The sequence below is a fragment of the Streptomyces inhibens genome (assembly GCF_022221585.1).
GTDB classification, from domain to species: domain Bacteria; phylum Actinomycetota; class Actinomycetes; order Streptomycetales; family Streptomycetaceae; genus Streptomyces; species Streptomyces inhibens.
The window spans coordinates 6,663,436-6,688,417 of the sequence record NZ_CP084681.1; the positions used below are offsets into that span (position 1 = coordinate 6,663,436).

General features: G+C 69.6%; 18 protein-coding genes and 1 tRNA gene. 18 read left to right on the plus strand and 1 reads right to left on the minus strand.

Annotation, left to right across the window (positions count from 1 at the left end; translation table 11 throughout):
* The first annotated feature begins 321 nt into the window (after positions 1-321).
* From KI385_RS30300 to KI385_RS30310, 3 genes are all read left to right on the plus strand, one after another.
* Complete coding sequence (locus KI385_RS30300; protein ID WP_128503436.1) at positions 322-1,608, plus strand: cytochrome P450; 1,287 nt, start codon at positions 322-324, stop codon at positions 1,606-1,608.
* A gap of 179 nt (positions 1,609-1,787) precedes the next feature.
* On the plus strand, positions 1,788-4,337 hold the full coding sequence (locus tag KI385_RS30305; RefSeq protein ID WP_238575296.1) for a GmrSD restriction endonuclease domain-containing protein: 2,550 nt from the start codon (positions 1,788-1,790) through the stop codon (positions 4,335-4,337).
* A 95-nt stretch (positions 4,338-4,432) separates the two neighbouring features.
* Positions 4,433-6,142 carry an SWIM zinc finger family protein gene (locus KI385_RS30310; RefSeq protein ID WP_238575297.1) on the plus strand — a complete coding sequence of 570 codons (1,710 nt, stop codon included), beginning with the start codon at positions 4,433-4,435 and terminating at the stop codon, positions 6,140-6,142.
* A gap of 310 nt (positions 6,143-6,452) precedes the next feature.
* On the opposite strand, the gene KI385_RS30315 is transcribed toward KI385_RS30310, so the two are convergent.
* Positions 6,453-6,524, minus strand: a tRNA-Arg gene (locus KI385_RS30315).
* A 241-nt stretch (positions 6,525-6,765) separates the two neighbouring features.
* Here KI385_RS30315 and KI385_RS44675 point away from each other — a divergent pair.
* The 15 genes from KI385_RS44675 (at position 6,766) to KI385_RS30390 (ending at position 24,814) form a co-directional block, all read left to right on the plus strand.
* Positions 6,766-7,389 (plus strand): response regulator, encoded by a 624-nt coding sequence (locus KI385_RS44675; RefSeq protein ID WP_425356978.1) that lies wholly within the window; start codon positions 6,766-6,768, stop codon positions 7,387-7,389.
* Between the two features lie 130 nt (positions 7,390-7,519).
* Positions 7,520-8,644, plus strand: coding sequence for an ArgS-related anticodon-binding protein NrtL (gene nrtL, locus KI385_RS30325; protein ID WP_238575298.1), 1,125 nt, complete (start codon positions 7,520-7,522; stop codon positions 8,642-8,644).
* Positions 8,645-8,670: 26 nt separating this feature from the next.
* Positions 8,671-10,062 (plus strand): diaminopimelate decarboxylase, encoded by a 1,392-nt coding sequence (lysA, locus tag KI385_RS30330; RefSeq protein ID WP_238575299.1) that lies wholly within the window; start codon positions 8,671-8,673, stop codon positions 10,060-10,062.
* A gap of 137 nt (positions 10,063-10,199) precedes the next feature.
* Positions 10,200-11,492 (plus strand): homoserine dehydrogenase, encoded by a 1,293-nt coding sequence (locus KI385_RS30335; protein ID WP_128503429.1) that lies wholly within the window; start codon positions 10,200-10,202, stop codon positions 11,490-11,492.
* Positions 11,493-11,500: 8 nt separating this feature from the next.
* Positions 11,501-12,577 (plus strand): threonine synthase, encoded by a 1,077-nt coding sequence (thrC, locus tag KI385_RS30340; RefSeq protein WP_238575300.1) that lies wholly within the window; start codon positions 11,501-11,503, stop codon positions 12,575-12,577.
* Positions 12,578-12,919: 342 nt separating this feature from the next.
* On the plus strand, positions 12,920-13,837 hold the full coding sequence (gene thrB, locus KI385_RS30345; RefSeq protein ID WP_238575301.1) for a homoserine kinase: 918 nt from the start codon (positions 12,920-12,922) through the stop codon (positions 13,835-13,837).
* A 373-nt stretch (positions 13,838-14,210) separates the two neighbouring features.
* On the plus strand, positions 14,211-16,259 hold the full coding sequence (gene rho / locus KI385_RS30350) for a transcription termination factor Rho (protein ID WP_238575302.1): 2,049 nt from the start codon (positions 14,211-14,213) through the stop codon (positions 16,257-16,259).
* Between the two features lie 434 nt (positions 16,260-16,693).
* Positions 16,694-17,818 carry an LCP family protein gene (locus tag KI385_RS30355; protein ID WP_238575303.1) on the plus strand — a complete coding sequence of 375 codons (1,125 nt, stop codon included), beginning with the start codon at positions 16,694-16,696 and terminating at the stop codon, positions 17,816-17,818.
* Positions 17,819-17,992: 174 nt separating this feature from the next.
* A complete protein-coding gene (gene rpmE, locus KI385_RS30360) occupies positions 17,993-18,214 on the plus strand; it encodes a 50S ribosomal protein L31 (RefSeq protein ID WP_033266704.1) in 222 nt (73 codons plus the stop codon).
* Between the two features lie 217 nt (positions 18,215-18,431).
* A complete protein-coding gene (gene prfA, locus KI385_RS30365; RefSeq protein ID WP_238575304.1) occupies positions 18,432-19,511 on the plus strand; it encodes a peptide chain release factor 1 in 1,080 nt (359 codons plus the stop codon).
* A gap of 106 nt (positions 19,512-19,617) precedes the next feature.
* Positions 19,618-20,463: a peptide chain release factor N(5)-glutamine methyltransferase gene (gene prmC / locus KI385_RS30370; RefSeq protein ID WP_128503414.1), complete on the plus strand. Its 846-nt coding sequence runs from the start codon at positions 19,618-19,620 to the stop codon at positions 20,461-20,463.
* A gap of 77 nt (positions 20,464-20,540) precedes the next feature.
* Positions 20,541-21,188 carry an L-threonylcarbamoyladenylate synthase gene (locus KI385_RS30375; RefSeq protein WP_238575305.1) on the plus strand — a complete coding sequence of 216 codons (648 nt, stop codon included), beginning with the start codon at positions 20,541-20,543 and terminating at the stop codon, positions 21,186-21,188.
* Positions 21,185-21,862 (plus strand): arsenate reductase/protein-tyrosine-phosphatase family protein, encoded by a 678-nt coding sequence (locus tag KI385_RS30380; protein WP_425356979.1) that lies wholly within the window; start codon positions 21,185-21,187, stop codon positions 21,860-21,862. Before KI385_RS30375 ends, KI385_RS30380 begins: the two co-directional genes overlap by 4 nt.
* Before the next feature lie 135 nt (positions 21,863-21,997).
* The gene (locus tag KI385_RS30385) at positions 21,998-23,380 is read left to right on the plus strand and encodes a serine hydroxymethyltransferase (protein WP_238575307.1); all 1,383 of its coding nucleotides are present in this window, start codon (positions 21,998-22,000) and stop codon (positions 23,378-23,380) included.
* A gap of 99 nt (positions 23,381-23,479) precedes the next feature.
* Positions 23,480-24,814: an MraY family glycosyltransferase gene (locus tag KI385_RS30390; protein WP_238575308.1), complete on the plus strand. Its 1,335-nt coding sequence runs from the start codon at positions 23,480-23,482 to the stop codon at positions 24,812-24,814.
* Positions 24,815-24,982 lie beyond the last annotated feature (168 nt).

Consider the following 24,982-nt stretch of genomic DNA (forward strand, 5'->3'; position numbering starts at 1 on the left):
CGCCGATGTGGCATACCTAAGGGGAGAATCAGGGACTCCCCCGGGGCGATCCAGGGTTGTTCCGGGTTGTTCCGTGAACGCGCCCAATGGCAGTTTGTAAACTCTTCCAGACCGAATAGAAGAAGGCCGAGCTCGTCACGCTGATGCGGACGACCGAGACACCGGTCGATGGCATGGACCTGCGCCATGACCACCGTGAGCGAGGGGCTATGGCGTACGTCACACCCGTGCACGCCGAGGGGAGGTCCCGTGCTGTCCCGGCCCCCTTGGGGCGCCGAGCGCGGGTGACCGTCCCCCTCGACGAAAGGCAGTATTAGCGTCATGACGACTCTCCGTTCCCGGATCATCGCCTGGGCCGGCCGCATGTATCTGGCGAGAACACAGAAGAAAGGCTTCGATCTGTCTCGAATGTCTTTCTTGCCCGAGTCCGTCCTGATGCCTTTGCGGCGCGATGGACTCAACCCTGTGGGCGATTTGGCAGCCGTCCGGGAGCGGGAGCCCATCAGCAAGCTTCCCGTACCGATAGCCGCCAACGTCTGGCTGGTGACCGGCTACGACGAGATCAAGGCGGTGCTCGGAAAGGCCAATGCCTTCAGTTCGGACTTCACCAACCTCGTCGGCAAGGCCGGCGCCGGTGCCGAACAGAATCCCGGCGGCCTCGGATTCGCCGACCCGCCCGTACACACCCGCCTGCGCCGGCTCCTGACGCCTGAATTCACCATGCGCCGTCTCGGCCGGCTCACCCCCCGCATCCACGAGATCGTCGAGGAACGCCTCGACGCCATGGAGCAGGCGGGAAAGAACGGCGACCCGGTCGACATAGTCCACTCCTTCGCCCTCCCCATCCCCTCCCTCGTTATCTGCGAACTCCTCGGAGTCCCCTACGAGGACCGCGCCGACTTCGAGCGCCTCAGTGCCGCCCGCTTCGACCTTTTCAGCGGCGCAAATGCCTCCTTCGGCGCCATATCCGAATCCCTCTCCTATTTCCGGGACATCGTCAAGAAGCAGCGCGAAAACCCCGGCGACGGCCTGCTCGGCATGATCGTGAAGGAACACGGCGACTCGGTCAGTGACGAAGAACTCGCCGGCCTTGCCGACGGCGTCCTCACCGGCGGCTTCGAAACCACCGCCAGCATGCTGGCGCTCGGCGCCCTGGTCCTCCTCCAGGACCCCAAGCACTTCGCGGCCCTCAACGACGGCGATGACGTCGTCGACCGCTACGTCGAGGAACTCCTCCGCTACCTGACCGTCGTACAGGTCGCTTTCCCGCGCTTCGCCCGCGAGGACCTGGAAATCGGTGGCGTCCAGATCGCCTCCGGAGATGTGGTGCTGTGCTCACTGAGCGGTGCGGACCGGGACGGCAAACTGGGCCCGGACATGGAACAGTTCGACCCCTCGCGCAATGTCCCGTCCCACCTCGCCTTCGGCTACGGAATCCACCGCTGCGTCGGCGCCGAACTGGCCCGCATGGAACTCCGCGCCGCCTACCCCGCCCTGGTACGCCGCTTCCCCCACATGCGCCTGGCAGCCAAACCGGAGGACCTCGAATTCCGCAAACTCTCCATCGTCTACGGAATCGAATCCCTCCCGGTCCGCCTCGACGGCTGACCCCGAGGCCCATCGTCCCCGCCCGACCATGACCGGGCACTTGGCATCTGAGCCGAGTGCCCGGTTTTTGGTGTCCGATGCGCGCGGGAAATCCGGACGGCGTTCCCCAATTCCCTGACCGCGGCATACAGGTGCGAGATCATGGCCGCCAGCAGGGCAACGCCGGGGAGGGGACGCGCGTGCACGCGCAGGAGACCACGTTCAGCAAACTCGTCCAGGGTGAGAAGCAGTTCCAGGTTCCGCTGTACCAGCGCACTTACAGCTGGCAGCGCGAAGAGCTTCAGCAGTTGTGGGACGACGTGCTGGAACTGGTTGACGAGCAGCTGGACGGCAGGCCGCCGGTCGCGCATTTCGTGGGTTCGGTGGTGCTCGCGCCCGGCCGGATCACCGCGGGCGGCATACAGCGCTGGCTCGTCGTCGACGGTCAGCAGCGGCTCACCACGCTCATGCTCGCCTTCACCGCGCTGCGCGACCGGCACCGCGAGCGCGGGGCCGACAAGAAAGCCGCGCGCATCCACGACCTCCTGCTGGTCAACAGCTACCGGGACGGGGAGGAGCGGTACCGGCTGCTGCCGACCCAGGCGGACCGTGACGCGTACACCGCCTGTGTCGAATCCTCGCCGAAGGCGGGCGGCCCCGGCAATGTGGGTGGCGCCTACCGATTCTTCCTGGGAGCCCTGGCCGAGGGCGAGGAGAGCGGTGGCGAGGCGTGGACGGATGCTGTGGAGACAGTGCTGGGCGGCCTGCTGTCGATCGTCGAGATCACCGCGGCCGAAGGGGACAACGTCTACCGGATCTTCGAGTCGATCAACAACACCGGTGTGGGCCTCAGCCAGAGCGATCTGCTGCGCAACTTCCTCTTCATGTGCCTGCCGACCCGCGGCGAGTCGGTTTACCGCACTCTCTGGCTGCCCATGCAGGAGCTCCTCGGCCCGGAGAACTTGGAACTGCTGGTCTGGCTCGACCTCGTCGTCGCGGGAAACGGCAGGGCCAAGCAGAGCGAGATCTACCGTGACCAGAAGAGGCGCCTGGAACCGCTGAGCGGTGACGAGGACGCGCTCCAGGCCGAGATCACCCAGCTGGCACAGCGGGCGGAGCGGCTCATGCGCATCCTCGAACCGTCACGCGAGAAGGAAGGGGAACTGCGGGAAGCGCTGGAGAGGCTGTCCCGCTGGGGAGGCCAGACCCACTACCCACTGGCACTTGGCCTCCTCGACCTGGTCGACAGCGGCCGGACCACCGCGCACGAGGCAGCCCAGGCCTTGGCGTACGCAGAGAGCTACATGGTCCGGCGTCTGATCACCGGGCTCTCGACAACCGGCAGCAACCGGGTCTTCATGGAGCTCCCCAAGGAACTGGAGAAGGACGGGTCCCCGGCCGAATCCGTACGCCGGTTCCTGTCCAGGAACAAGACGGGGGCTCGTGTCTGGCCGGGAGACGACGCCGTCCGTGAGGCGATCCGCACCCGGCCCTTCTACAAGGCGGGCCGGAGCAACCAACGCTTCCAGGTGCTGCGCCGCCTGGAAGAGAGCTACCGCCCCAGCGAGCCCGTCGACTACGACAAGGCGCACCTCACGGTGGAGCACGTCCTGCCGCAGCGCCCGGCGCAGCAGTGGTTCGACCTGCTCGCGGAGGAGGCCGAGGACGGTCAGAGCCCGGACGAGCTCCACAGCCTGCTGGTGCACACACTGGGCAACCTCACGCTCTCCGCGGACAATGCCCGGCTGTCCAACCACCCCTTCCGGCGCAAGCAGCAGATCCTCGACTCCAGCGCCCTACGGATGAACCAGCAGATCGCGGCGCAGGAACGATGGGGCCGGGCGGAGATCCTCACCCGGGCCGACCAACTGGCCGAGAAAACGTTGCAATTGTGGCCCGGCCCCATCGAAGGTCTCGTCCACGCGGATGACGAATGGCCGGGCTGGAAGGAGCTGCGCGCCGCTCTCCTCGCCATGCCGGCCGGGACATGGACGTCGTACGGCGATCTGGCCGCCCTCATAGGGACCCACGCCATCTCGGTCGCCGGCCATGTGGCATCCAAGCCCGGGCTGCACTGTGCCTACCGCGTCATGACAGCGGACGGCCGTATCGCGGAGGGCTTCCACTGGGTCGACGACCAGCACGCGGGCGACCCGCGAGCGTTGCTGGAGGCGGAGGGGGTGCCCTTCGACGACAAGCACCGAGCCGATCGCGCCCACCGCCTGACCACCGCTGACCTGGCGGCTCTGGTCGGAAAGAACGGCTCCGAGGAGGCACCACCAGCAGCCCATGCGGACGACGAGCAGCAGTCAGCGGCCCGGTTCGAGACGCTGCTGCGCGACAATCAGACCCCGGAGACGGTTGAAGGGGTGCTGACCGCCCTACGGTTCTGGGAACGGCAAGGGGGTCACCGCGCGTACGGCACGGCAAGCGAGACAAGCTGCTCCCCACTGATCACCGTGGGCAACGCGCCCGGGGCGCCGGCCCTGTGGCCGATCGCGATCTACCCGGTGACCGGCACCGTCGAGGTGGTCTTCCAACATCTGAAGCGCCGGCCGCCGTTCGACGACGAGCCCATGCGCCGCGAGCTGATGGCGAGACTGAACGAGATCGACGGCATCGATCTGGCCGAGGCGAAACTCGACCTGCGCCCGTCCTTCCCGGTGGAGGTATTCGCCGGCCAGGGGGACGAGATCTCCGCGGTGCTGGAGTGGTTCCTCCACGTGGTGGTGCTCGCGAAGACGCACTGAACGCCGGAGGGGGACGATTCCGCCGCCCGAACCTGAAGAAGACCGGGAGGGGACGCCGCGTACAAGCCAAAAAATCCGGGAAGTCAGGGCTCACCATGACCACTCGACCTGCGCACCACGACCCCACAGAACCCTCCTTCACCGAAGAAGACCTCTCCCGCCTGGCGGGAGCACGCTCCTTCGCACGCGGCCAGAACTACCTCTCCGACGTGGCGGAACTCTCCGCCGCCGAGGACCGGATCACCGCCACCGTGTACGGCTCCGAGCCCTACCACGTCGTCCTGCTCCTGGCCGGCCCGCGCCTCACCGGCTCCTGTGACTGCCCCTACGGCCAGGACGGACACTTCTGCAAGCATTGCGTCGCTGTCGGGCTCACCGCTCTCGACCGGCCAGACGACCTCCCGCGGCTGCGCGCCGAGACGACCCGGCGGGCGCAGACCCTGGACAACTGGCTGAACTCACTCGACCGCAGCCAACTGCGAGAACTGCTGCGGGAACAACTTGCCACGGACGCGGAGTTCCACCGCCGCCTGGAACTACGCGCCGCCGCGGCCGGCTCCGACACCCTCGCCGTACGCGCCCACATCCTCCGCCTGCTCGACACCCGCCCCTTCGAGCAGTACGGCGTCGTCGACCGACGCGACGCCGCCGGGTACGCGGCACAGCTCACCGAGGCGGCAGCCGCCATCCGCGCCCTCGCTGCGACCGAGCAGGATGCCGAGGCGGTCACACTGGCCGAAACAGCCATCAAAGTGATCGGCGAGGCCACCGAGCGGATCGACGACTCGGACGGCGAACTCTCGGACGCCGCCCAGGACATGGCGCAGGCACACCTGGAGGTCTGCCGCCTCCTCCTCCCCGATCCGGTCCGTACCGCCGAGTGGCTCGCCGCCCACCTCCTCGGCGACTGGAGCCATCTGCCGGAACTCGACCCCGCCGCATACCGGGAAATTCTCGGCGAGCCCGGCTGGGCGGAGCTGAGGCGCCTGGCACACGAAGCCCACCGCAGCCATCCCTCGGGCTGGACGGAGCGCTATGTACTGGAGTCCGTGCTCAAGGCCGACGGCAGAGTGGACGAGCTGGTGACCGCTCTCTCCACCGAGCTGGAGCCGGACGGCTCCACGCACCTGGCCATCGCCCTCGAACTGGACCGGGCAGGCCGCCGCGACGAAGCCGTGACATGGGCCGAACGCGGCCTGTCCGACACCGAAACGGCCCCGCCACGCGACCGGCGCCTCGTCGAATTTCTGGCACACCACTACGAGGAGGTGGGCCGCCTCACCGACCTGGTACGCCTACGCCGCGACGACTTCCGCCACCACGGCACGCTCGACACATACCGCAGCCTGCGGACCGCCTGCCGGACCGCCCACTGCTGGTCCGCCGAACGCCCCCGCGCCCTGGCTCTCCTGCGCGCCGACGCCACCGGGGAACACACCGGCCGCCGCCCCCACACCGGCCCGGTCCTGATCGAGGCGCTGCTCGACGACGGCGACGCCGAAACCGCCTGGGAAACGGCGCCGAGCGTGCCGACCACCCTCGCTCAATGGGTGCGCCTGGCCGACGCCGTACGCGAGCAACACCCCGCCGACGCCCTGCCCGTCTACCTGCGCGCCCTCACCCCACTGAAGCAGCAGACCGGCCATCCCGCCTACGAACGTATGACAGAGCTCCTGCTCTCGGCCCGCGCCTGCCATCGAGCCCTGGGCACGGAGCCCGAGTTCACGCGGTACCTCGCAGACCTGCGCGCCGACCAGAAACGCAAGCGCAACCTGATGCGGAGGCTCGACGAACACGGCCTGTGAGCGGGCGCGCGTCTGCGTGCGGGCGGGACCCGCGCTCGTTCGTCGGCTGAGCCACGGGCACGGGCGGGGGAGCCTCTCACCCCGGCAGTCGGCGACCGCGACACGGAGAGTGGCGGGCGCGGCCGCGTTCCGATACGGCGTCGGCGAGCGAAGCCGCACCCCTCCGTCCAGCTTCCTCCGCCGGACCGGGCGGCCTGGAGCGGAGTCGATCGTTCTGCGTCCGATGTCCGCGATCGCAGAAGACGAATATGAAAAGGACCCTCTCCCAGTTTTCACTGGATGGAGGGTCCTTCAGGCACTTCCTGCGAAGTGCCCCCGGCAGGATTCGAACCTGCGCACACGGCTCCGGAGGCCGTTGCTCTATCCCCTGAGCTACGGGGGCGTTGTCGCCGGTTTGTGCGGCGACGGGTAGAACCCTACCAGCTCTGATGGGGTGTTCATGAACAGGTTTCGGGGGAGGCGGGGAAGGGGTGGGGAGAGTCCTTAGCGCATGGCGTGGGCGTGTCGGCGGCGGTCGGGGAAAGGTCCCCCGCATGGGGGCGGAAGTGGGGAAAACCGGGACGCAGTCGCAGGTGGAGCCCTAGTCTCATGGTGTGCCTGGCTTGTCCGGTCGGATCCTTGTTGTGGACGACAACAAGGTGATCCGGCAGTTGATCAGGGTCAATCTCGAGCTGGAGGGCTTCGAGGTCGTGACCGCGGCTGATGGTGCCGAACGTTTGGACGTCGTGCACCACGTGAGACCTGATGTCGTGACCCTTGATGTCGTGATGCCGCGGCTCAACGGTCTGCACACCGCGGCACGGTTGCGTTCCGATCCGCGGACGTGGGACATCCCGATCGCCATCGTCAGCGCATGCAGCCAGGGCGATATGGACAACGGTGAGTCGGTGGGTGTGGACGCCTTCCTTGCGAAGCCCTTCGAGCCGACCGAGCTGGTGCGGACCGTGGGGAAGCTGGTGCGCGAGGGCCGGCAGCGGGAGCGTGGGCCCGAGGGTGGGGCCGGGGAAGAGGGCGGGGGAGGGGTCGGCGAGGAGGGGGAGCGGAGTAGCGGGGAGGAGTGCGCTGCTTCGTCCGGTGTGGGCACGGCGACCGGTGAGGCTGTCGCGTCCGATGGGGTCATGGCGTCCGATGGGGTCATGGCATCCGGTGGGGCTGTCGCGTCCGGTGGGAGTCCGGCGGCCGGTGGGGTGGGGATGGTGGACGCGGGTGGGGAATCCGGGGCGTCCGTGGCCCGGCCCGGGGGATGAGTAAGGGGATGAGGAAGGGGGCGCGGTGCCGGGGGGTGAGCCCTGGAGGCCGTGCTGAAGTGGCGCGCGGAGTGTCCATAGGGCGAAACCGGGTCGCATGTCCACCCCTGTTCTCCCATACGCTTGTCCCGTGACCCCCGCCGAGCTCTCCCGTACCGTCCTGCGCTCCGTGCGTGGTGCCGTTGAGGAGCAGGAGCTCTCCGTGCCTGTGCCGGCGCGGATCGTGGTGCAGCCGCCGCCGCGGCCCGGGTGTGGGGACTATGCCTCCAATGTCGCGCTGCAGCTCGCCCAGCAGGCGGGGCGGCCGGCCCGGGAGGTCGCCGAGATTCTGCGGAAGCGGCTGGTCGGGAGCGCCGGGATCGCCCGCGTCGAGATCGCCGGGCCGGGGTTCCTGAATTTCACGCTGGGGGACGGGGCGCAGGTCGCGCTGGTACGGGATGTGCTGGCGCAGGGTGCCGCCTATGGAGAGCGTGGCGCCGGTGGCCGTGGGGGAGTGCCGGGTCCTTCGCCGGTCCGGACGTCCGCCCGTGAACCGGTCCGAACGTCCGCCCGTGAACCGGTCCGTGAGCCGGTCCGTGTGCCGTCTCCCGATGGTGCGCGAGGGCTGGCCGTGGCCGAGGCGTTGGGGCGGATTCGGGCGGCTGCGGGGGAGGGGCTGCCGGACGCGGCCGGTGCAGCCGGTGCCGTCGGCGACGATGCGTATGTCGTCGATGAGCGGGCTGCTGATGAGCTGGCCGTCCTCGCCGCCCGCCTCGGGGCCGACGAAGCGCGCTGGGTTCTGCTGCGGCCCGCCGCGCATGATCCGGTGCGGGTGCCCGAGCGGCCCGTGCAGCGGGAGAGCAATCCGCGGTTCCGGGTGCAGTACGCGTACGCGAGGGTGCGGGCGCTTGTGCGCAACGCGGCCGAGCTGGGGTTCGAGGGCCGGCCGGGGGACGTGGGGCAGGCGCTCGGCGGGACCGCGGCGCAGGCAGCCCCGGTGGCGCAGTCGCTCCAGGCACTGCTCACCCTCCTCGCCACCTACCCGTCCGAAATCGAGGTCGCCGCGCGGCTACGGGCGCCGGACCGGGTGGCGCGGCATCTGGAGGCGACGGCGGACGCGTTCTTCCGGTGGCATGACGACTTTCCGCCGTTGCCCGTCGGGGAGCAGAAACCCTTGGCCGTGCACCGTGCCCGGCTGGCCCTTGCCGAGGCCAGCGGGACGGTGCTCGCCAACGGCCTGCGCCTGCTCGGCATCTCCGCTCCTGAATACCTCTGAAAGATCTTGAGGGGATCCTCACTGCTATGAGTCGTTCCGCGCATCCCGCAGGGCCCCGGCATGCTGACGTGTTGCCCGAGGGGCACTACGCCGGGCCGCCTGCCGATCTCAACACCCTTGACCCGCGCGTCTGGTCCCGTACGGTCCGGCGCAATGCCGATGGTGTGCTCACCGTCGGCGGGCTCGATGTCGCCGCGCTCGCCGAGGAATTCGGTACGCCGGCGTACTTCCTGGACGAGGACGATTTCCGGGCGCGCTGCCGGGCCTGGAAGGACGCCTTCGGGCCGGGAGCCGATGTGTTCTACGCCGGGAAGGCGTTCTTGTCCCGGGCCATCGTGCGATGGCTGGACGAAGAGGGGCTGAACCTCGACGTCTGCTCCGGGGGCGAGCTGGCCACGGCGCTTGCGGCGGGGATGCCGGCCGAGCGGATCGCGCTGCACGGCAACAACAAGAGCGCCGAGGAAATCACCCGGGCCGTGGAGGCCGGGGTGGGCCGGATCGTGCTGGATTCGTTCCAGGAGATTGTGCGCGTCGCGCATATCGCGGAGCGGCTGGGAAAGCGGCAGCGGGTCCAGATCCGGGTCACGGTCGGTGTCGAGGCGCATACGCATGAATTCATCGCGACCGCGCACGAGGACCAGAAGTTCGGAATTGCGCTGGCCGGTGGACAGGCGGCCGAGGCCGTACGCCGTGCGCTGAAGCTGGACGGTCTTGAGCTCATCGGGATTCACAGCCATATCGGGTCGCAGATCTTCGATATGGCGGGCTTCGAGGTTTCCGCGCGCCGTGTGGTGCAGCTGCTGACCGAGGTGCGCGACGAGCACGGTATCGAGCTGCCCGAGATCGACCTCGGAGGCGGGCTCGGTATCGCGTACACCTCGGACGACGATCCGCGCGAGCCGCACGAGATCGCCAAGGCCCTGGGCGAGATCGTGGGCAAGGAGTGCGCGGCGGCGGGGCTGAGCGTGCCGCGGCTCTCGGTCGAGCCGGGGCGGGCGATCGTGGGCCCCACCGCCTTCACGCTCTACGAGGTCGGCACCGTCAAGGAGCTGGAAGGGCTGCGGACGTATGTGTCCGTCGACGGGGGGATGTCGGACAACATCCGGACGGCGCTCTACGACGCGGAGTACAGCGTGGCACTGGTGTCGCGGACCTCGGACGCGGAGCCGATGCTGTCGCGGGTGGTCGGCAAGCACTGCGAGAGCGGGGACATCGTCGTGCGGGACGCGTTCCTGCCGGCGGATGTCGCGCCCGGCGATCTGCTCGCGGTGCCGGCCACCGGTGCGTACTGCCGGTCCATGGCGAGCAACTACAACCATGCGCTGCGGCCGCCGGTCGTGGCCGTCAAGAACGGCGAAGCGAGGGTGATCATCCGGCGGGAGACGGAGGAAGATCTCCTGCGGTTGGATGTCGGGTAGGGCCGGATCGCCGGGGACCGGCCCCGGATGAAATAAATGTCTCGGCATCCGGACGACGGACGGAAACTGCCGTCCGGTGCGTGAGACTGGTGCACTAGCAAGTTGAAAATCGCTGATCGATGAGAAGCAGAGGTCGAATGATGCGTACGCGTCCGCTGAAGGTGGCGCTCCTGGGCTGTGGTGTCGTCGGCTCAGAGGTGGCGCGCATCATGACGACGCACGCCGACGACCTCGCCGCCCGCATCGGTGCGCCCGTGGAGCTCGCCGGGATCGCCGTCCGCCGCCCCGACAGGGTGCGCGAAGGTGTCCCGGCCGAGCTGGTCACCACCGATGCGACCGCGCTCGTCAAACGTGGCGACATTGATGTCGTGATCGAGGTCATCGGCGGTATCGAGCCGGCCCGTGGGCTGATCACCACCGCTTTCGAGCACGGCGCGAGCGTGGTTTCGGCCAACAAGGCGCTGGTCGCCGCGGACGGCGCGGCGCTGCATGCGGCGGCCGAGGCCAATGGCGCGGACCTCTACTACGAGGCGGCCGTCGCGGGTGCGATCCCGCTGGTGCGGCCGCTGCGCGAGTCGCTGGCCGGCGACAAGGTCAACCGGGTGCTCGGCATCGTCAACGGCACGACCAACTTCATCCTCGACAAGATGGACTCCACCGGGGCGGGCTACAGCGAGGCGCTGGACGAGGCGACCGCGCTCGGATACGCCGAGGCCGACCCGACCGCCGATGTCGAGGGCTTCGACGCCGCCGCCAAGGCCGCGATCCTGGCCGGTATCGCCTTCCACACCCGCGTGACCATCGACGATGTGCACCGCGAGGGCCTCACGGAGGTCACCGCGGCCGATATGGCCTCCGCCAAGCGGATGGGCTGCACCGTCAAGCTGCTGGCCATCTGCGAGCGGGCCGCGGACGGGGCGTCCGTGACCGCGCGGGTGCACCCCGCGATGATCCCGCTGACACATCCGCTCGCCTCCGTCCGCGAGGCGTACAACGCGGTTTTCATCGAGGCCGACGCGGCCGGTCAGCTGATGTTCTACGGACCGGGCGCGGGCGGTTCGCCGACCGCCTCCGCGGTCCTCGGCGACCTGGTGGCGGTCTGCCGCAACAAGCTCGCCGGTGCCACCGGGCCGGGTGAATCCGCGTACACGGCCCTGCCCGTGAGCCCCATGGGCGAGGTCATCACGCGGTACCACATCAGTCTCGACGTGGCCGACAAGCCCGGCGTTCTCGCGCAGGTCGCGACGGTCTTCGCCGAACACGGGGTATCGATCGATACGGTCCGTCAGCAGGGCAAGGACGGCGAGGCATCCCTCGTCGTCGTCACCCACCGAGCGGCCGACGCGGCCCTGTCGTCGACCGTCGGGGCACTGCGCGAGCTGGACACCGTGCGCGGTGTCGCCAGCATCATGCGGGTCGAAGGGGAGTAAAGGAACCCATGTCTGCCAATTCCACCGCGAGCCGTCAGTGGCGCGGAATCATCGAGGAATACCGTGACCGGCTTCCGGTCAGCGACACGACCGAGGTCGTCACCCTCCGGGAGGGCGGCACTCCCCTCGTACCGGCCCAGGTGCTCTCCGAGCGCACAGGCTGCGAGGTGCACCTCAAGGTCGAGGGCGCCAACCCCACCGGCTCCTTCAAGGACCGGGGCATGACGATGGCCATCACGCGCGCCAAGGAGGAGGGTGCCAAGGCCGTCATCTGCGCCTCCACCGGCAACACCTCCGCCTCGGCCGCCGCCTACGCGGTCCGCGCCGGCATGGTCTGCGCCGTGCTCGTCCCCCAGGGCAAGATCGCGCTCGGCAAGATGGGCCAGGCGCTGGTCCACGGCGCGAAGATCCTGCAGATCGACGGAAATTTCGACGACTGTCTGACGCTGGCCCGGGGTCTGTCCGAGAACTACCCGGTCGCACTTGTGAACTCCGTCAACCCGGTGCGTATCGAGGGCCAGAAGACCGCCGCCTTCGAAATCGTCGACATGCTCGACGACGCGCCCGACATCCATGTGCTGCCCGTTGGCAACGCCGGCAACATCACCGCGTACTGGCGCGGCTACAAGGAGTACGCCGCCGACGGCATCGCCACGCACACCCCGCGCATGTGGGGCTTCCAGGCCTCCGGCAGCGCGCCGATCGTGCGCGGTGAGGTCGTCAAGGATCCGCACACCATCGCCACCGCGATCCGCATCGGCAACCCTGCCTCGTGGAAGTTCGCGGAGCAGGCGCGGGACGAGTCCGGCGGCTTCATCGACGACGTGACCGACCGTCAAATCCTCGCCGCCTACCGCCTGTTGGCCGCGCAGGAGGGCGTTTTCGTGGAGCCCGCCTCGGCCGCTTCGGTGGCCGGTCTGCTCAAGGCCGCCGAGGAGGGCAAGGTCGACCCGGGCCAGCGCATCGTCTGCACGGTCACCGGCAACGGCCTCAAGGACCCGGACTGGGCGGTGGCCGGAGCGCCGCAGCCGGTCACGGTCCCGATCGACGCGGACGCCGCGGCCGAGCACCTCGGGCTCGCCTAGAAGCGCCGCCGTACGGGCAGTGACCTGCGCGTACGGCATACGGTGACGGGGCGGTGAGCGCCCCGTCACCACCCGCGCAGCAAATTGCGCAAAGGCTGCAAAGCCCCTGGAAGACAGCACCGGGGCACAGGAAGATGTGCGACACGCATCGTGCGCCTCCTGTGCGCCCTATGTCGCGACAGAACCTTCCTTCGATAGGCTGGCAGCCAACTCCCCTCCCCACGGCATAACGCAGTGGTGTTCAGGGCAGGTCAGAACAGACCCCAGGAGCCGGCCGGGCATTTCGGTGCCGCGGCGCTCCGGGGCAGTACCGCAGCATCAATCAAGGAGAGTCATCGAGCGATGGCCGGTCCCGCGTTCCGCGCCGCCGCCGTCCGGGTGCGCACCCCCGCTACCAGCGCCAATCTCGGTCCCGGCTTCGATGCCCTGGGTCTTTCCCTGGGCCTGTACGACGATGTCGTGGTGCGTGTCGCCGACTCCGGGCTGCACATCGACATCGCAGGTGAGGGCGCCGACACCCTGCCGCGTGACGAGAGCCACCTGCTCGTACGGTCGATGCGCACCGCCTTCGAGCTGCTCGGCGGACAGCCGCGCGGCCTGGAAATCGTCTGCGCCAACCGCATTCCGCACGGCCGCGGTCTGGGGTCCTCCTCGGCAGCCATCTGCGCCGGTATCGTCGCCGCCCGCGCCGTGACGATAGGCGGCGAGCAAAAGCTCGACGACGCCGCGCTGCTGGAGCTGGCCACCGAGATCGAGGGCCACCCCGACAATGTCGCCGCCTGTCTGCTGGGCGGCTTCACGCTCGCCTGGATGGACACCGGAACCGCGCGGGCGATCCGGATGGATCCCGCCGATTCCATCGTTCCGGTGGTCTTCGTGCCCGGGAAGCCGGTGCTGACCGAAACCGCCCGCGGACTGCTGCCGCGTACCGTCCCGCATGTGGACGCCGCGGCCAACGCCGGCCGCGCCGCACTGCTCGTCGAGGCCCTGACCAGGCGCCCCGAGCTGCTGCTCGCCGCGACCGAGGACCGACTTCACCAGGAGTACCGCGCCCCGGCGATGCCGGAGAGTGTGGCCCTGGTGAACCGACTGCGCGCGGACGGCGTCCCCGCAGTTGTGTCCGGTGCGGGCCCGACGGTGCTCGCGCTGGTCGAGGACGCGGCGGCCGAGAAGGTCGCGGCGCTGGCGGGAGAGGGGTGGGCGGCCAACCGGCTGGCCCTCGATGTGGCAGGTGCCTGTGTGCTGCCGCTCGCCGGGTGATCACGCGGGTGATCGACGATTGCCGGTCTTGGAGAGGGGGAATGTTTGTTGGATCCGGTAGTGTTAACCTCAAGTCAGTACTCGACGCCTGAGTGGCGCGGTGCTTCGTGTCCCCCATCGGGACCACTTTCTTCCGGGAGCCTCCCAAACTGCTTGGAGCAATGGCCTGAGCAGTAGTGAGCACGCTCCGGAATCGGCGTGACGACATGGGCCACTGTGCATCTCTTCACGCCGGAGCCATGAACTGATTCTCTCCGCCACTTCCGGCGGGACCACCGCCCCGGCCCGGTCCACAAGACCAAGGACCCAGCCGGACAGCACAACCGGTCGCCGAGCCAGACAGGCCGACGCCCGCTCCAGGGAAGGACCCTTCGTGAGCGACACCACCGATCTGATGGGCGCGCGAACCGACGGCAGTGCCACCGCGCCCGCCACGGACGCTCCCGCCACCACGCGGCGCCGCCGTTCCGGCACCGGCCTTGACGGCATGGTCCTGGCAGAGCTGCAGCAGGTCGCCTCCGGCCTCGGTATCAAGGGCACCGCGCGGATGCGCAAGAGCCAGCTGATCGAGGTCATCAAGGAGAGGCAGGCCGGGGGCTCGGGCTCCGCGGCCAAGGCCGACGCGCCCGCCGAGACCAAGCCCAAGCGCCGTACGACCTCCAAGGCCCGCACCGGCGAGGACGGCACGGCGCCGGCCGCCGGCAAGGCCGAGAAGTCCGACAAGGCCGCCAAGGCCGCGGACAAGGCCGGGGCCCAGCAGCAGATCGACATCCCGGGCCAGCCGGTCAGCGACGAGCAGCCGGCCGGCGAGCGCCGCCGGCGCCGCGCCACCGCCGCCGCGGGCAGCCCCGAGGCCGCCTCGGGCGACCTCAAGACCGAGACCAAGGCCGAGACGAGGACCGAGGTCAAGGCCGAGGCCAAGACCGAGACCGCGGTGTCCCCGCAGGAGACCGGCGAGGGCCGGCCCGCCAAGGGCGCCGAGCGTCAGGACCGTGGCGACCGCCAGGAGCGCGGGCCGAAGGGCGAGCGCGGGGAGCGCGGCGAGCGCGGCCAGCGTCAGCGCGACCGTGACCGTGACCGCGGCGACCGCCGTAAGGGCGACGCGGGCGACTCCGGCCAGGGCAGCCAGGGCGGCCAGCGTCAGCGCGACCGCCGGACCGATGAGGAAGACGACTTCGAGGGCGGCCGCCGTGGCCGTCGCGGCCGCTACCGCGACCGCCGGGGCCGTAGCCGTGGTGGCCGTGAGGACTTCGGCAACGAGCCGCAGGTGTCCGAGGACGATGTGCTGATCCCGGTCGCGGGCATCCTCGACATCCTCGACAACTACGCGTTCATCCGGACCTCCGGCTACCTGCCCGGCCCGAACGATGTGTATGTCTCGCTCGCCCAGGTCCGTAAGAACGGTCTGCGCAAGGGTGACCACGTCACCGGCGCGGTCCGCCAGCCCAAGGACGGCGAGCGGCGCGAGAAGTTCAACGCGCTGGTCCGGCTCGACACGGTCAACAGCGTGGCGCCCGAACAGGGCCGCGGACGGCCGGAGTTCGGGAAGCTGACGCCCCTTTACCCGCAGGAGCGACTGCGGCTGGAGGGCGAGGCCGGCGCGCTGACGACCCGGATCATCGATCTGGTCGCGCCGATCGGCAAGGGCCAGCGTGGTCTGATCGTGGCGCCGCCGAAGACCGGTAAGACCATGATCATGCAGGCGGTCGCCAACGCGATCACCCGCAACAACCCCGAGTGCCACCTGATGGTCGTCCTCGTGGACGAGCGTCCCGAAGAGGTCACCGACATGCAGCGGTCGGTCAAGGGCGAGGTCATCTCCTCGACCTTCGACCGTCCGGCCGAGGACCACACCACCGTCGCCGAGCTGGCCATCGAGCGCGCCAAGCGTCTCGTCGAGCTGGGTCACGACGTGGTCGTCCTGCTGGACTCCATCACCCGCCTGGGCCGCGCGTACAACCTCGCAGCCCCCGCCTCCGGCCGCATCCTGTCCGGTGGTGTCGACTCGACCGCGCTCTACCCGCCGAAGCGCTTCTTCGGTGCCGCGCGCAACATCGAGGACGGCGGTTCGCTGACGATCCTGGCCACCGCGCTGGTCGAGACCGGCTCGCGGATGGACGAGGTGATCTTCGAGGAGTTCAAGGGCACCGGCAACCTGGAGCTCAAGCTCGACCGCAAGCTCGCCGACAAGCGCATCTTCCCGGCGGTGGACGTCGACGGGTCCGGCACCCGTAAGGAAGAGATCCTGATGGGCGCCGACGAGTTGGCCGTCGTCTGGAAGCTGCGCCGGGTGCTGCACGCCCTGGACCAGCAGCAGGCGATCGAGCTGCTGCTGGACAAGATGAAGCAGACGAAGTCCAACGCGGAGTTCCTGCTGCAGATCCAGAAGACCACGCCGGGCATGGGCGGTAACAACGACTGACGCCCGTAGGGCGCGCCCTTGCGCCTGTGAGGGCACCTCCCAGCGTTAGCTGGGGGAGCAAAGCCCCCCTCGCTCTTACGAGTGAGGGGGGCTTTGCGCTGCGGTGCCCCGTACGGTGCGCGCCACGGAGGGGCGGGATGTGACCTGCGCCGCGCTCCAAGGGCTGGGCGGGCGGCCTGTCTGAGACCTTCCGCACAGATCGGGTGCAACCCGCACGGTTCCAGCCATGCCGGAAAACGGGACGAAAGCCCAGGTGGGAAGGGCGACGCTCGCGCGCCCTCGTGGACCGCCGCGGAAGTTTTCTAAGAAAGCACTCATGTCTCGCTGTGCAACCCTTCCCGTCGACCTCCCGTCTGACAAGGAGCAACAAGCCGTGACGGCACGCAGCACGGTGGCGGCGAGGGGCAGCCGAGCGAACAAGGACTGAGGAGCAGATGGCGGACAGCAACGGGACCGCGCAGACGGCCGAAAGCCGTGCCCGCGGCATACGTGCCACCGGCCGCCGGCGCAAGGGGCCGGCCCGACGCCGCCGAGCACTGACCATCACGCTGTGCGCGCTGGTCAGCGTCGTACTGCTCGGTGGCGCCGGACTCGGGTACGTCTACTTCAAGCTCAACGGCAATCTCAAGGGCGTCGACATCAACGCCGCCCTCGGGCACGACCGGCCGAAGAACGTCGACGACGGCTCGATGGACATCCTCGTCATGGGCTCCGACTCCCGCGCGGGCAAGAACGACGAGTACGGCAGGGACGAGGGCGGTGCGCGCTCCGACACCGCGATGATCATGCACGTGTACAAGGGCCGTAAGAAAGCCTCCGTCGTCAGCGTCCCGCGCGACACCCTGATCAAGCGCCCCGACTGCACCAAGGACGGCAGGACCGTCACCGGCGCGCGGCGAGTGATGTTCAACACCGCCTTCGAGGTCGGCGGGCCGGCCTGCGCGGTCAAGACCGTCGAGTCGATCAGCGGGATCCGTATGGACCACTTCATCGAGGTCGACTTCACCGGCTTCAAGAAGCTCATCGACGCGCTGGGCGGGGTGGAGATCACCACCAGCAAGGCGATCAACGACGACAAGAGCCATCTGCATCTGCAGCCCGGCAAGCACACCCTCGACGGCGAGCAGTCGCTCGGTCTCGTACGGACCCGGCACGGCGTCCCCGGCGGTGACGGCAGCGACCTGGGCCGCATCCAGTTGCAGCAGACGTTCATCAAGGCCCTGATGAACCAGGTCAAGAACGTCGGGGTGCTCACCAACCCCACCAAGCTCTACGACATCGCCGACACGGCCACCAAGGCCATCACCACCGACACCGACCTCAACTCGGTCAGCGAACTGACCGGGCTGGCCAAGAGCCTGGGCAACATCGGGTCGGAGAACATCGACATGATGACGCTGCCGGTGGCGTACGACACCGCCGACCCCGACCGGGTGCTGCCGCTGGCCAAGCAGAGCCGGCTGGTCTGGGACGCGCTGCGGCAGGACAAGGACATCCCCAAGTCCGCGATCAAGGGCTCGGCCGGTGACAAGGGCGGCACGGACAACTACGTCAAGTAGGCGGACGGTGTGGTTCCGGGGTCCGGCGGGCCCCGGAATCGGCGGGGGAATAGTTGCGCACGAACCCCGGTTTTGGGAGATACGGCTAGTCCTGGCAGACTGGACCGTCGGCCCCGGTTCACGTGACGCAACCCGCGACACGACCCGGTGCACTCCCGAACCTAGGAGAATCCCTTGAAGCGCGACATCCACCCGGAGTACGTCGAGACCCAGGTCAGCTGCACCTGTGGCGCGTCCTTCACCACCCGCAGCACCGTTGCCGGCGGCAGCATCCGCGCCGACGTCTGCTCCGAGTGCCACCCGTTCTACACCGGCAAGCAGAAGATCATGGACACGGGCGGCCGCGTGGCCCGCTTCGAGGCCCGCTTCGGCAAGGCCGCGGCCGCGAAGAAGTAGCGACGCACAAGGCGCCGGTCTCCGGTCGCCCCTGCCCAGGGGTGACCGGACCGGCGCCTTTTTTGCCGGGGATGCGGGGGATGTCTCCCGGATTCCCGCGGCGTCGCCCTGGCCCTTGGCTCCCTTACGGGGGTGCCGGGGCCCGCGGCGCGGCACCCGATGTGCCCGGCGCCCCAGGTCCCCCGGTCACCACAGCAGCCAGCAGAGGAACCCCACGATGTTCGAGGCGGTCGAAGAACTGATCGGCGAGCACGCCGATCTCGAGAAGCGGCTGGCCGACCCCGCGGTCCACGCCGACCAGCGCGAGGCCATGCGGCTCAACAAGCGCTACGCCGAGCTGACCCCGATCATCGCGACGTACCGCGACTGGAAGCAGACCGGCGAGGACATGGAGACCGCGCGCGAATTCGCCGCGGACGACCCGGACTTCGCCAACGAGGTCAAGGAGCTCGACGTCCGGCGCGACGAGCTGACCGAGAAGCTGCGGCTGCTGCTCGTCCCGCGCGACCCCAGCGACGACAAGGACGTCATCCTCGAGGTCAAGGCCGGCGAGGGCGGCGAGGAGTCGGCGCTGTTCGCCGGCGACCTGCTGCGGATGTATCTGCGCTACGCCGAGCGGGCCGGCTGGAAGACCGAGATCCTTGAGGCCAACGAGTCCGACCTCGGCGGCTACAAGGACGTCCAGGTCGCCGTGAAGACCAAGGGCGGCGGCGGTGCCACCGAGCCCGGACAGGGCGTCTGGGCGCGGCTGAAGTACGAGGGCGGGGTGCACCGCGTCCAGCGGGTGCCCGCCACCGAGTCGCAGGGCCGGATCCACACCTCCGCGGCCGGTGTGCTGGTCACGCCCGAGGCCGAGGAGGTCGAGGTCGAGATCGGCCCCAACGACCTGCGGATCGACGTCTACCGCTCCTCGGGCCCCGGCGGCCAGTCCGTCAACACCACCGACTCCGCGGTCCGCATCACGCACCTGCCCACCGGCATCGTCGTCTCCTGCCAGAACGAGAAGAGCCAGCTCCAGAACAAGGAGCAGGCGATGCGGATCCTGCGCTCCCGGCTGCTCGCCGCGGCCCAGGAAGAGGCCGAGCGCGAGGCGTCGGACGCCCGGCGCAGCCAGGTCCGTACGGTCGACCGCTCCGAGCGCATCCGTACGTACAACTTCCCGGAAAACCGCATCTCGGACCACCGGGTCGGCTTCAAGGCGTACAACTTGGACCAGGTGCTCGACGGCGAGCTCGACCCGGTCATCCAGGCCTGTGTCGATGCCGACTCGGCCGCCAAGCTCGCCGCCGCCCAGTAGGGCAGCAAGACCTGTACCTCATCCCCCCGGGGGGCAACCCCCGGACCCCCGGCCGATCGACGGCGGACCGCACAATGAAGACGCAGCGCACTAGGAGGAAGGCCCCGTGAACCTTCTGCTCGCCGAGGTGGCCCAGGCCACCCAGCGGCTGGCCGACGCCGGTGTGCCCTCGCCGCGCTTCGACGCCGAGGAACTCGCCGCGTTCGTGCACGGCGTCAAACGGGGTGAGCTGCACAACGTCAAGGACGCGGACTTCGACGCCCGCTACTGGGAGGCCGTCGCCCGCCGCGAGGCCCGTGAGCCGCTCCAGCACATCACCGGCCGCGCCTTCTTCCGCTACCTCGAACTCGCCGTCGGGCCAGGGGTGTTCGTGCCCCGCCCGGAGACCGAGTCGGTGGTCGGCTGGGCGATAGACGCGGTACGCGCCATGGACGTGGTCGAGCCGCTGATCGTCGACCTGTGCACCGGCTCCGGGGCCATCGCCCTCGCCCTGGCGCAGGAGGTCCCGCGCTCGCGGGTGCACGCCGTGGAGCTGTCCGAAGAGGCTCTGGAGTACGCCCGCAAGAACGTCGAGGGGTCCCGCGTCGTTCTCCACCAGGGTGATGCGCTGACCGCGCTTCCCGAACTGGACGGGCAGGTCGACCTGGTCGTCTCCAATCCGCCGTACATCCCGCTGACCGAGTGGGAGTACGTCGCACCCGAGGCCCGCGACCACGACCCCCAGCTCGCGCTGTTCTCGGGCGAGGACGGCCTGGACACCATCCGAGGCATCGAGCGGACCGCACACCGCCTGCTGCGGCCCGGCGGAGTGGTCGTCATCGAGCACGCCGACACCCAGGGCGGACAGGTGCCATGGATCTTCACCGAGGAGCGGGGCTGGGCCGACGCGGCCGACCACCCCGACCTCAACAACCGGCCCCGTTTCGCCACCGCGCGCCGGGCGACGCCATGACGCGACCCGTTTCGACGCCCGATGCATCCGGCACCGGTGCATCCGATGTATCCGTTCCGCACGAGGAGGTCCGTTAAATGGCACGGCGTTACGACTGCAGCGACGCGACCGACCGCGCGACCGGTCTGCGCGAGGCCGCCTCGGCCGTCCGCCGCGGCGAGCTGGTCGTGCTGCCGACCGACACCGTCTACGGCATCGGCGCGGACGCCTTCAGCTCCGAGGCCGTCGGCGACCTGCTGGAGGCCAAGGGCCGCGGGCGGGGTATGCCCTCCCCGGTCCTCGTCGGATCCCCCAACACCCTGCACGGCCTGGTCACCGACTTCTCCGAGCAGGCCTGGGAGCTGGTGGACGCCTTCTGGCCCGGCGCGCTCACCCTCGTCGCCAAGCACCAGCCGTCGCTGACCTGGGACCTGGGCGAGACCCGCGGCACGGTCGCCGTACGGATGCCGCTGCACCCCGTGGCGATCGAGCTGCTCACCGACTTCGGCCCGATGGCCGTCTCCAGCGCCAATCTCACCGGCCACCCGTCCCCGCAGGACTGCGACGCCGCACAGGAGATGCTGGGCGACTCGGTCTCCGTCTACCTGGACGGCGGTCCGACGCCTGCCGCCGTGCCGTCCTCGATCGTCGATGTCACCGGCAAGATCCCGGTGCTGCTGCGCGCGGGCGCGATCAGCGCGGAGGAGCTGCGCAAGGTGGTACCCGAGCTCGAGGTGGCCAATTGATGGCGCCCCTGGGGCGTGGCATAGCGGGACCGGGCGACGACACCCTCCTGCCCCCGGCATCCCCTTTTCGGATTCTCCACGTCAGCACCGGCAACGTCTGCCGCTCGCCGATCACCGAGCGGCTGCACCGCCATGCCCTGGAACTGCGGCTCGGTACGGACCGCAGCGGCGGGCTGCTCGTGGAGAGCGCCGGCACCTGGGGCCACGAAGGCGCCCCGATGGAGGCGCACGCCGCGACGGTGCTCGCGGACTACGGCGCCGACCCGGCCGGCTTCATCGGCCGTGAGCTGCTCGACGAGCACGTCATCCGCGCCGACCTGGTGCTCACCGCGACGCGGGACCACCGCGCCCAGGTCATCTCGATGGGGCACTCCGCGGGGCTGCGCACCTTCACGCTCAAGGAGTTCAACCGGCTGGTGCGGGCCATAGACCCGGCAACGCTGCCCGAGCCCGACCCGGACCTGCCGGAGGGCGGGCTGGTCGAGCGGGCCCGCGCACTGGTCGGCGCCGCCGCCGCGCTGCGCGGCTGGCTGCTGGCGCCCAACCCGGAGTCCGACGAGGTCTACGACCCCTACGGCGCCCCCATCACCTTCTTCCGCTCCATCGGCGACGAGATCAACCAGGCCCTCGACCCGGTCGTCACGGCCCTTACGGGACTCCCGGCCCGGGCCTGACGGTCACGGGCGCGGGCGCGGACCTCACAGGACCCCACGGGGCCCACGGGCCCCCGAGCGGCCCGCACACCGCGCCCGATCGCCCCACCGCGCCTACATTGGGACTACGTCCCCGTACGAGGCCGGGAGCAAGCGATGCCTGCCACCACCGCGTCACCCCGTAGCGAGACCCCGGACAGTCGAATTCCGGCCACCGAGCCCCCCGCCGGTGCCGGCGAAACCGAGACGATCGAGGACCGGGCGCGCGCCGCGGCCCGCGACGGTGTCACCCGGCCGGCCGGTGCGCCGGACTTCGGCGCGCTGCTGCGCCAGGACCCCGAGATCGCCGGCGTGGTGCTCGGCGAGAGCGCCCGTCAGAGTGACGGGCTGCAGCTGATCGCCGCGGAGAACTTCACCTCACCGGCCGTCCTCGCCGCCCTCGGCTCCCCGCTGGGCAACAAATACGCCGAAGGCTATCCGGGCGCCCGGCACCACGGCGGCTGCGAGATCGTCGACCTCGCCGAGCGGATCGCGGTGGAGCGCGCCAAGGCCCTTTTCGGCGCCGAACACGCCAACGTCCAGGCACACTCCGGGTCTTCGGCCGTACTGGCCGCCTACGCCGCCCTGCTGCGCCCTGGAGACACCGTCCTGGCCATGTCCCTCCCGCACGGCGGACACCTCACCCACGGATCGCCCGCCAACTTCTCCGGCCGCTGGTTCGACTTCGCCGGCTATGGCGTCGACGAGGAGACCGGGCTGCTCGACTACGACGCGATCCGCGACCTGGCCCGCGCCCGCCGGCCCAAGGCCATCGTCTGTGGCTCGATCTCCTACCCCCGGCACATCGACTACGCCGCCTTCCGCGATATCGCCGACGAGACCGGCGCCTATCTGATCGCGGATGTCGCGCACCCCCTGGGGCTGATCGCCGGGGGAGCGGCGCCCAGCCCCGTCCCGTACGCGCATGTGGTGTGCGGCACCACCCACAAGGTGCTGCGCGGACCGCGCGGGGGGCTGATCCTGTGCGGTGCGAAGCTGGCCGAACGCATCGACCGCGCGGTGTTCCCCTTCACCCAAGGGGGCGCACAGATGAACTCCGTCGCCGCCAAGGCCGTCGCCTTCGCGGAGGCCGCCACGCCCGCCTTCGGCGCGTACGCCCATCAGGTCACCGCCAATGCCCGCGCGCTCGCCGGGGCGCTGGCCGAACAGGGCCTGATGATCACCACCGGCGGTACCGACACCCATCTGATCACCGCCGACACCGCGCCGCTGGGCCTGGACGCGCGCACCGCCCGGGGCCGGCTGGCGGCCGCCGGGATCGTGCTGGACACCTGCGCGCTGCCCTGCAGCGACGCGCCCGCGGTCCGCAGGACCGGCATCCGGCTGGGCACCGCCGCGGTGACGACGCAGGGCATGGGCGAGGCCGAGATGCGGACGGTCGCCGAGCTGATCGTGGCGGCGCTCCAGGAGGACGGCACGGCCCGCTCCAGGACCGTCGCATTGGTCCACGGCTTTCCGCCTTATCCCGATCTTGGATAACGGCGGGAACCATCCGCTGACGCGATGCGTCTAGTCCTGTATTCACGGCCAGGGCGCTGACACGCATAGGGTGTGGGGCTGTGATGGCCAGCTATACCAATGGGGCAGCCCGTGCGTGAATACCTGCTGACGCTGTGCGTCACGGCCGCGGTGACCTACCTGCTGACCGGGCCGGTGCGGAAGTTCGCGATCGCGGCCGGTGCGATGCCGGAGATCCGCGCGCGTGATGTGCACCGCGAACCGACACCTCGGCTCGGCGGTATCGCGATGTTCGGCGGGCTGTGCGCCGGCCTTCTGGTCGCCTCGCATCTGACCAACCTCAAGAGCGTCTTCGAGAACTCCAACGAGCCGCGGGCGCTGCTGTCGGGCGCCGCGCTGATCTGGATCCTCGGCGTACTGGACGACAAGTGGGGCGTGGACGCGCTGGTCAAGCTGGGTGGCCAGATGATCGCCGCGGGTGTGATGGTCCTTCAGGGCCTGACGATTCTGTGGATCCCGATCCCCGGTGTGGGCACGGTCTCGCTGACCCCGATGCAGGGCACGCTGCTGACCGTCGCGCTGGTCGTGATCACCATCAACGCGGTGAACTTCGTGGACGGCCTGGACGGTCTGGCCTCCGGCATGGTGTGCATCGCGGCCGCCGCGTTCTTCATGTACGCGTACCGGATGTGGTTCGGCTACGGCATCGAGGCGGCCGCGCCCGCAACGCTGTTCTCGGTCGTTCTGATGGGTATGTGCCTGGGCTTCCTGCCGCACAACATGCACCCGGCGCGGATCTTCATGGGCGACTCCGGCTCGATGCTGATCGGTCTGGTGATGGCCGCCGGCGCGGTGTCGGTGACCGGCCAGGTCGACCCGGACCTGCTCAACCTGAAGGCGGGCGGTCTGCGTGAGGCGACCCACGCGATGGTGCCGGTCTACATCCCGCTGCTGCTGCCGCTGACGGTCATCGCGGTGCCGGTCGCCGACCTGATCCTGGCGATCGTGCGGCGTACGTGGCAGGGCCAGTCGCCGTTCGCCGCCGACCGCGGACATCTGCACCACCGGCTGCTGGAGATCGGCCACTCGCACAGCCGGGCCGTGCTGATCATGTACTTCTGGTCGGCGCTGATCGCGTTCGGCGCGGTCGCCTACTCCGCGAACAACGCCAGCATGTGGATCGTGCTGGGCATCGTGCTGCTGAGCGCGGTGGGTCTGGTGCTGCTTCTGCTGCCGCGCTTCACGCCGCGGGCCCCGCGCTGGGCGGAGTGGATGGTCCCGCCGCGCTACCGCCGGGTCGTCCGTACGGCGGTGGCTCCGGCCGCGGTGGCCGACGGCGAGGGCGATGCGCCGGAGGAGGCGCGCGAGCCGATCCCCGCGGGCATCCACGGTGCCACCGCGATCGGCGACCGGTCACGCTTCGTGGACCGCCGGAGGGCGAGCAGTCACCACTGATCCCGGGGTCGGGTCGCCCGAACGGGGATCAGAAATCGGGCGGGTTGACCTCATACCAGACAAATGGCTGGCTGCCAGTGCACCAACGCGCACGTTCACGCTCAAGTGTGACAGGCTCCACACGAACCAGGTAAAGACCTCATCAAATAGTTTGTGATACCGTTCACG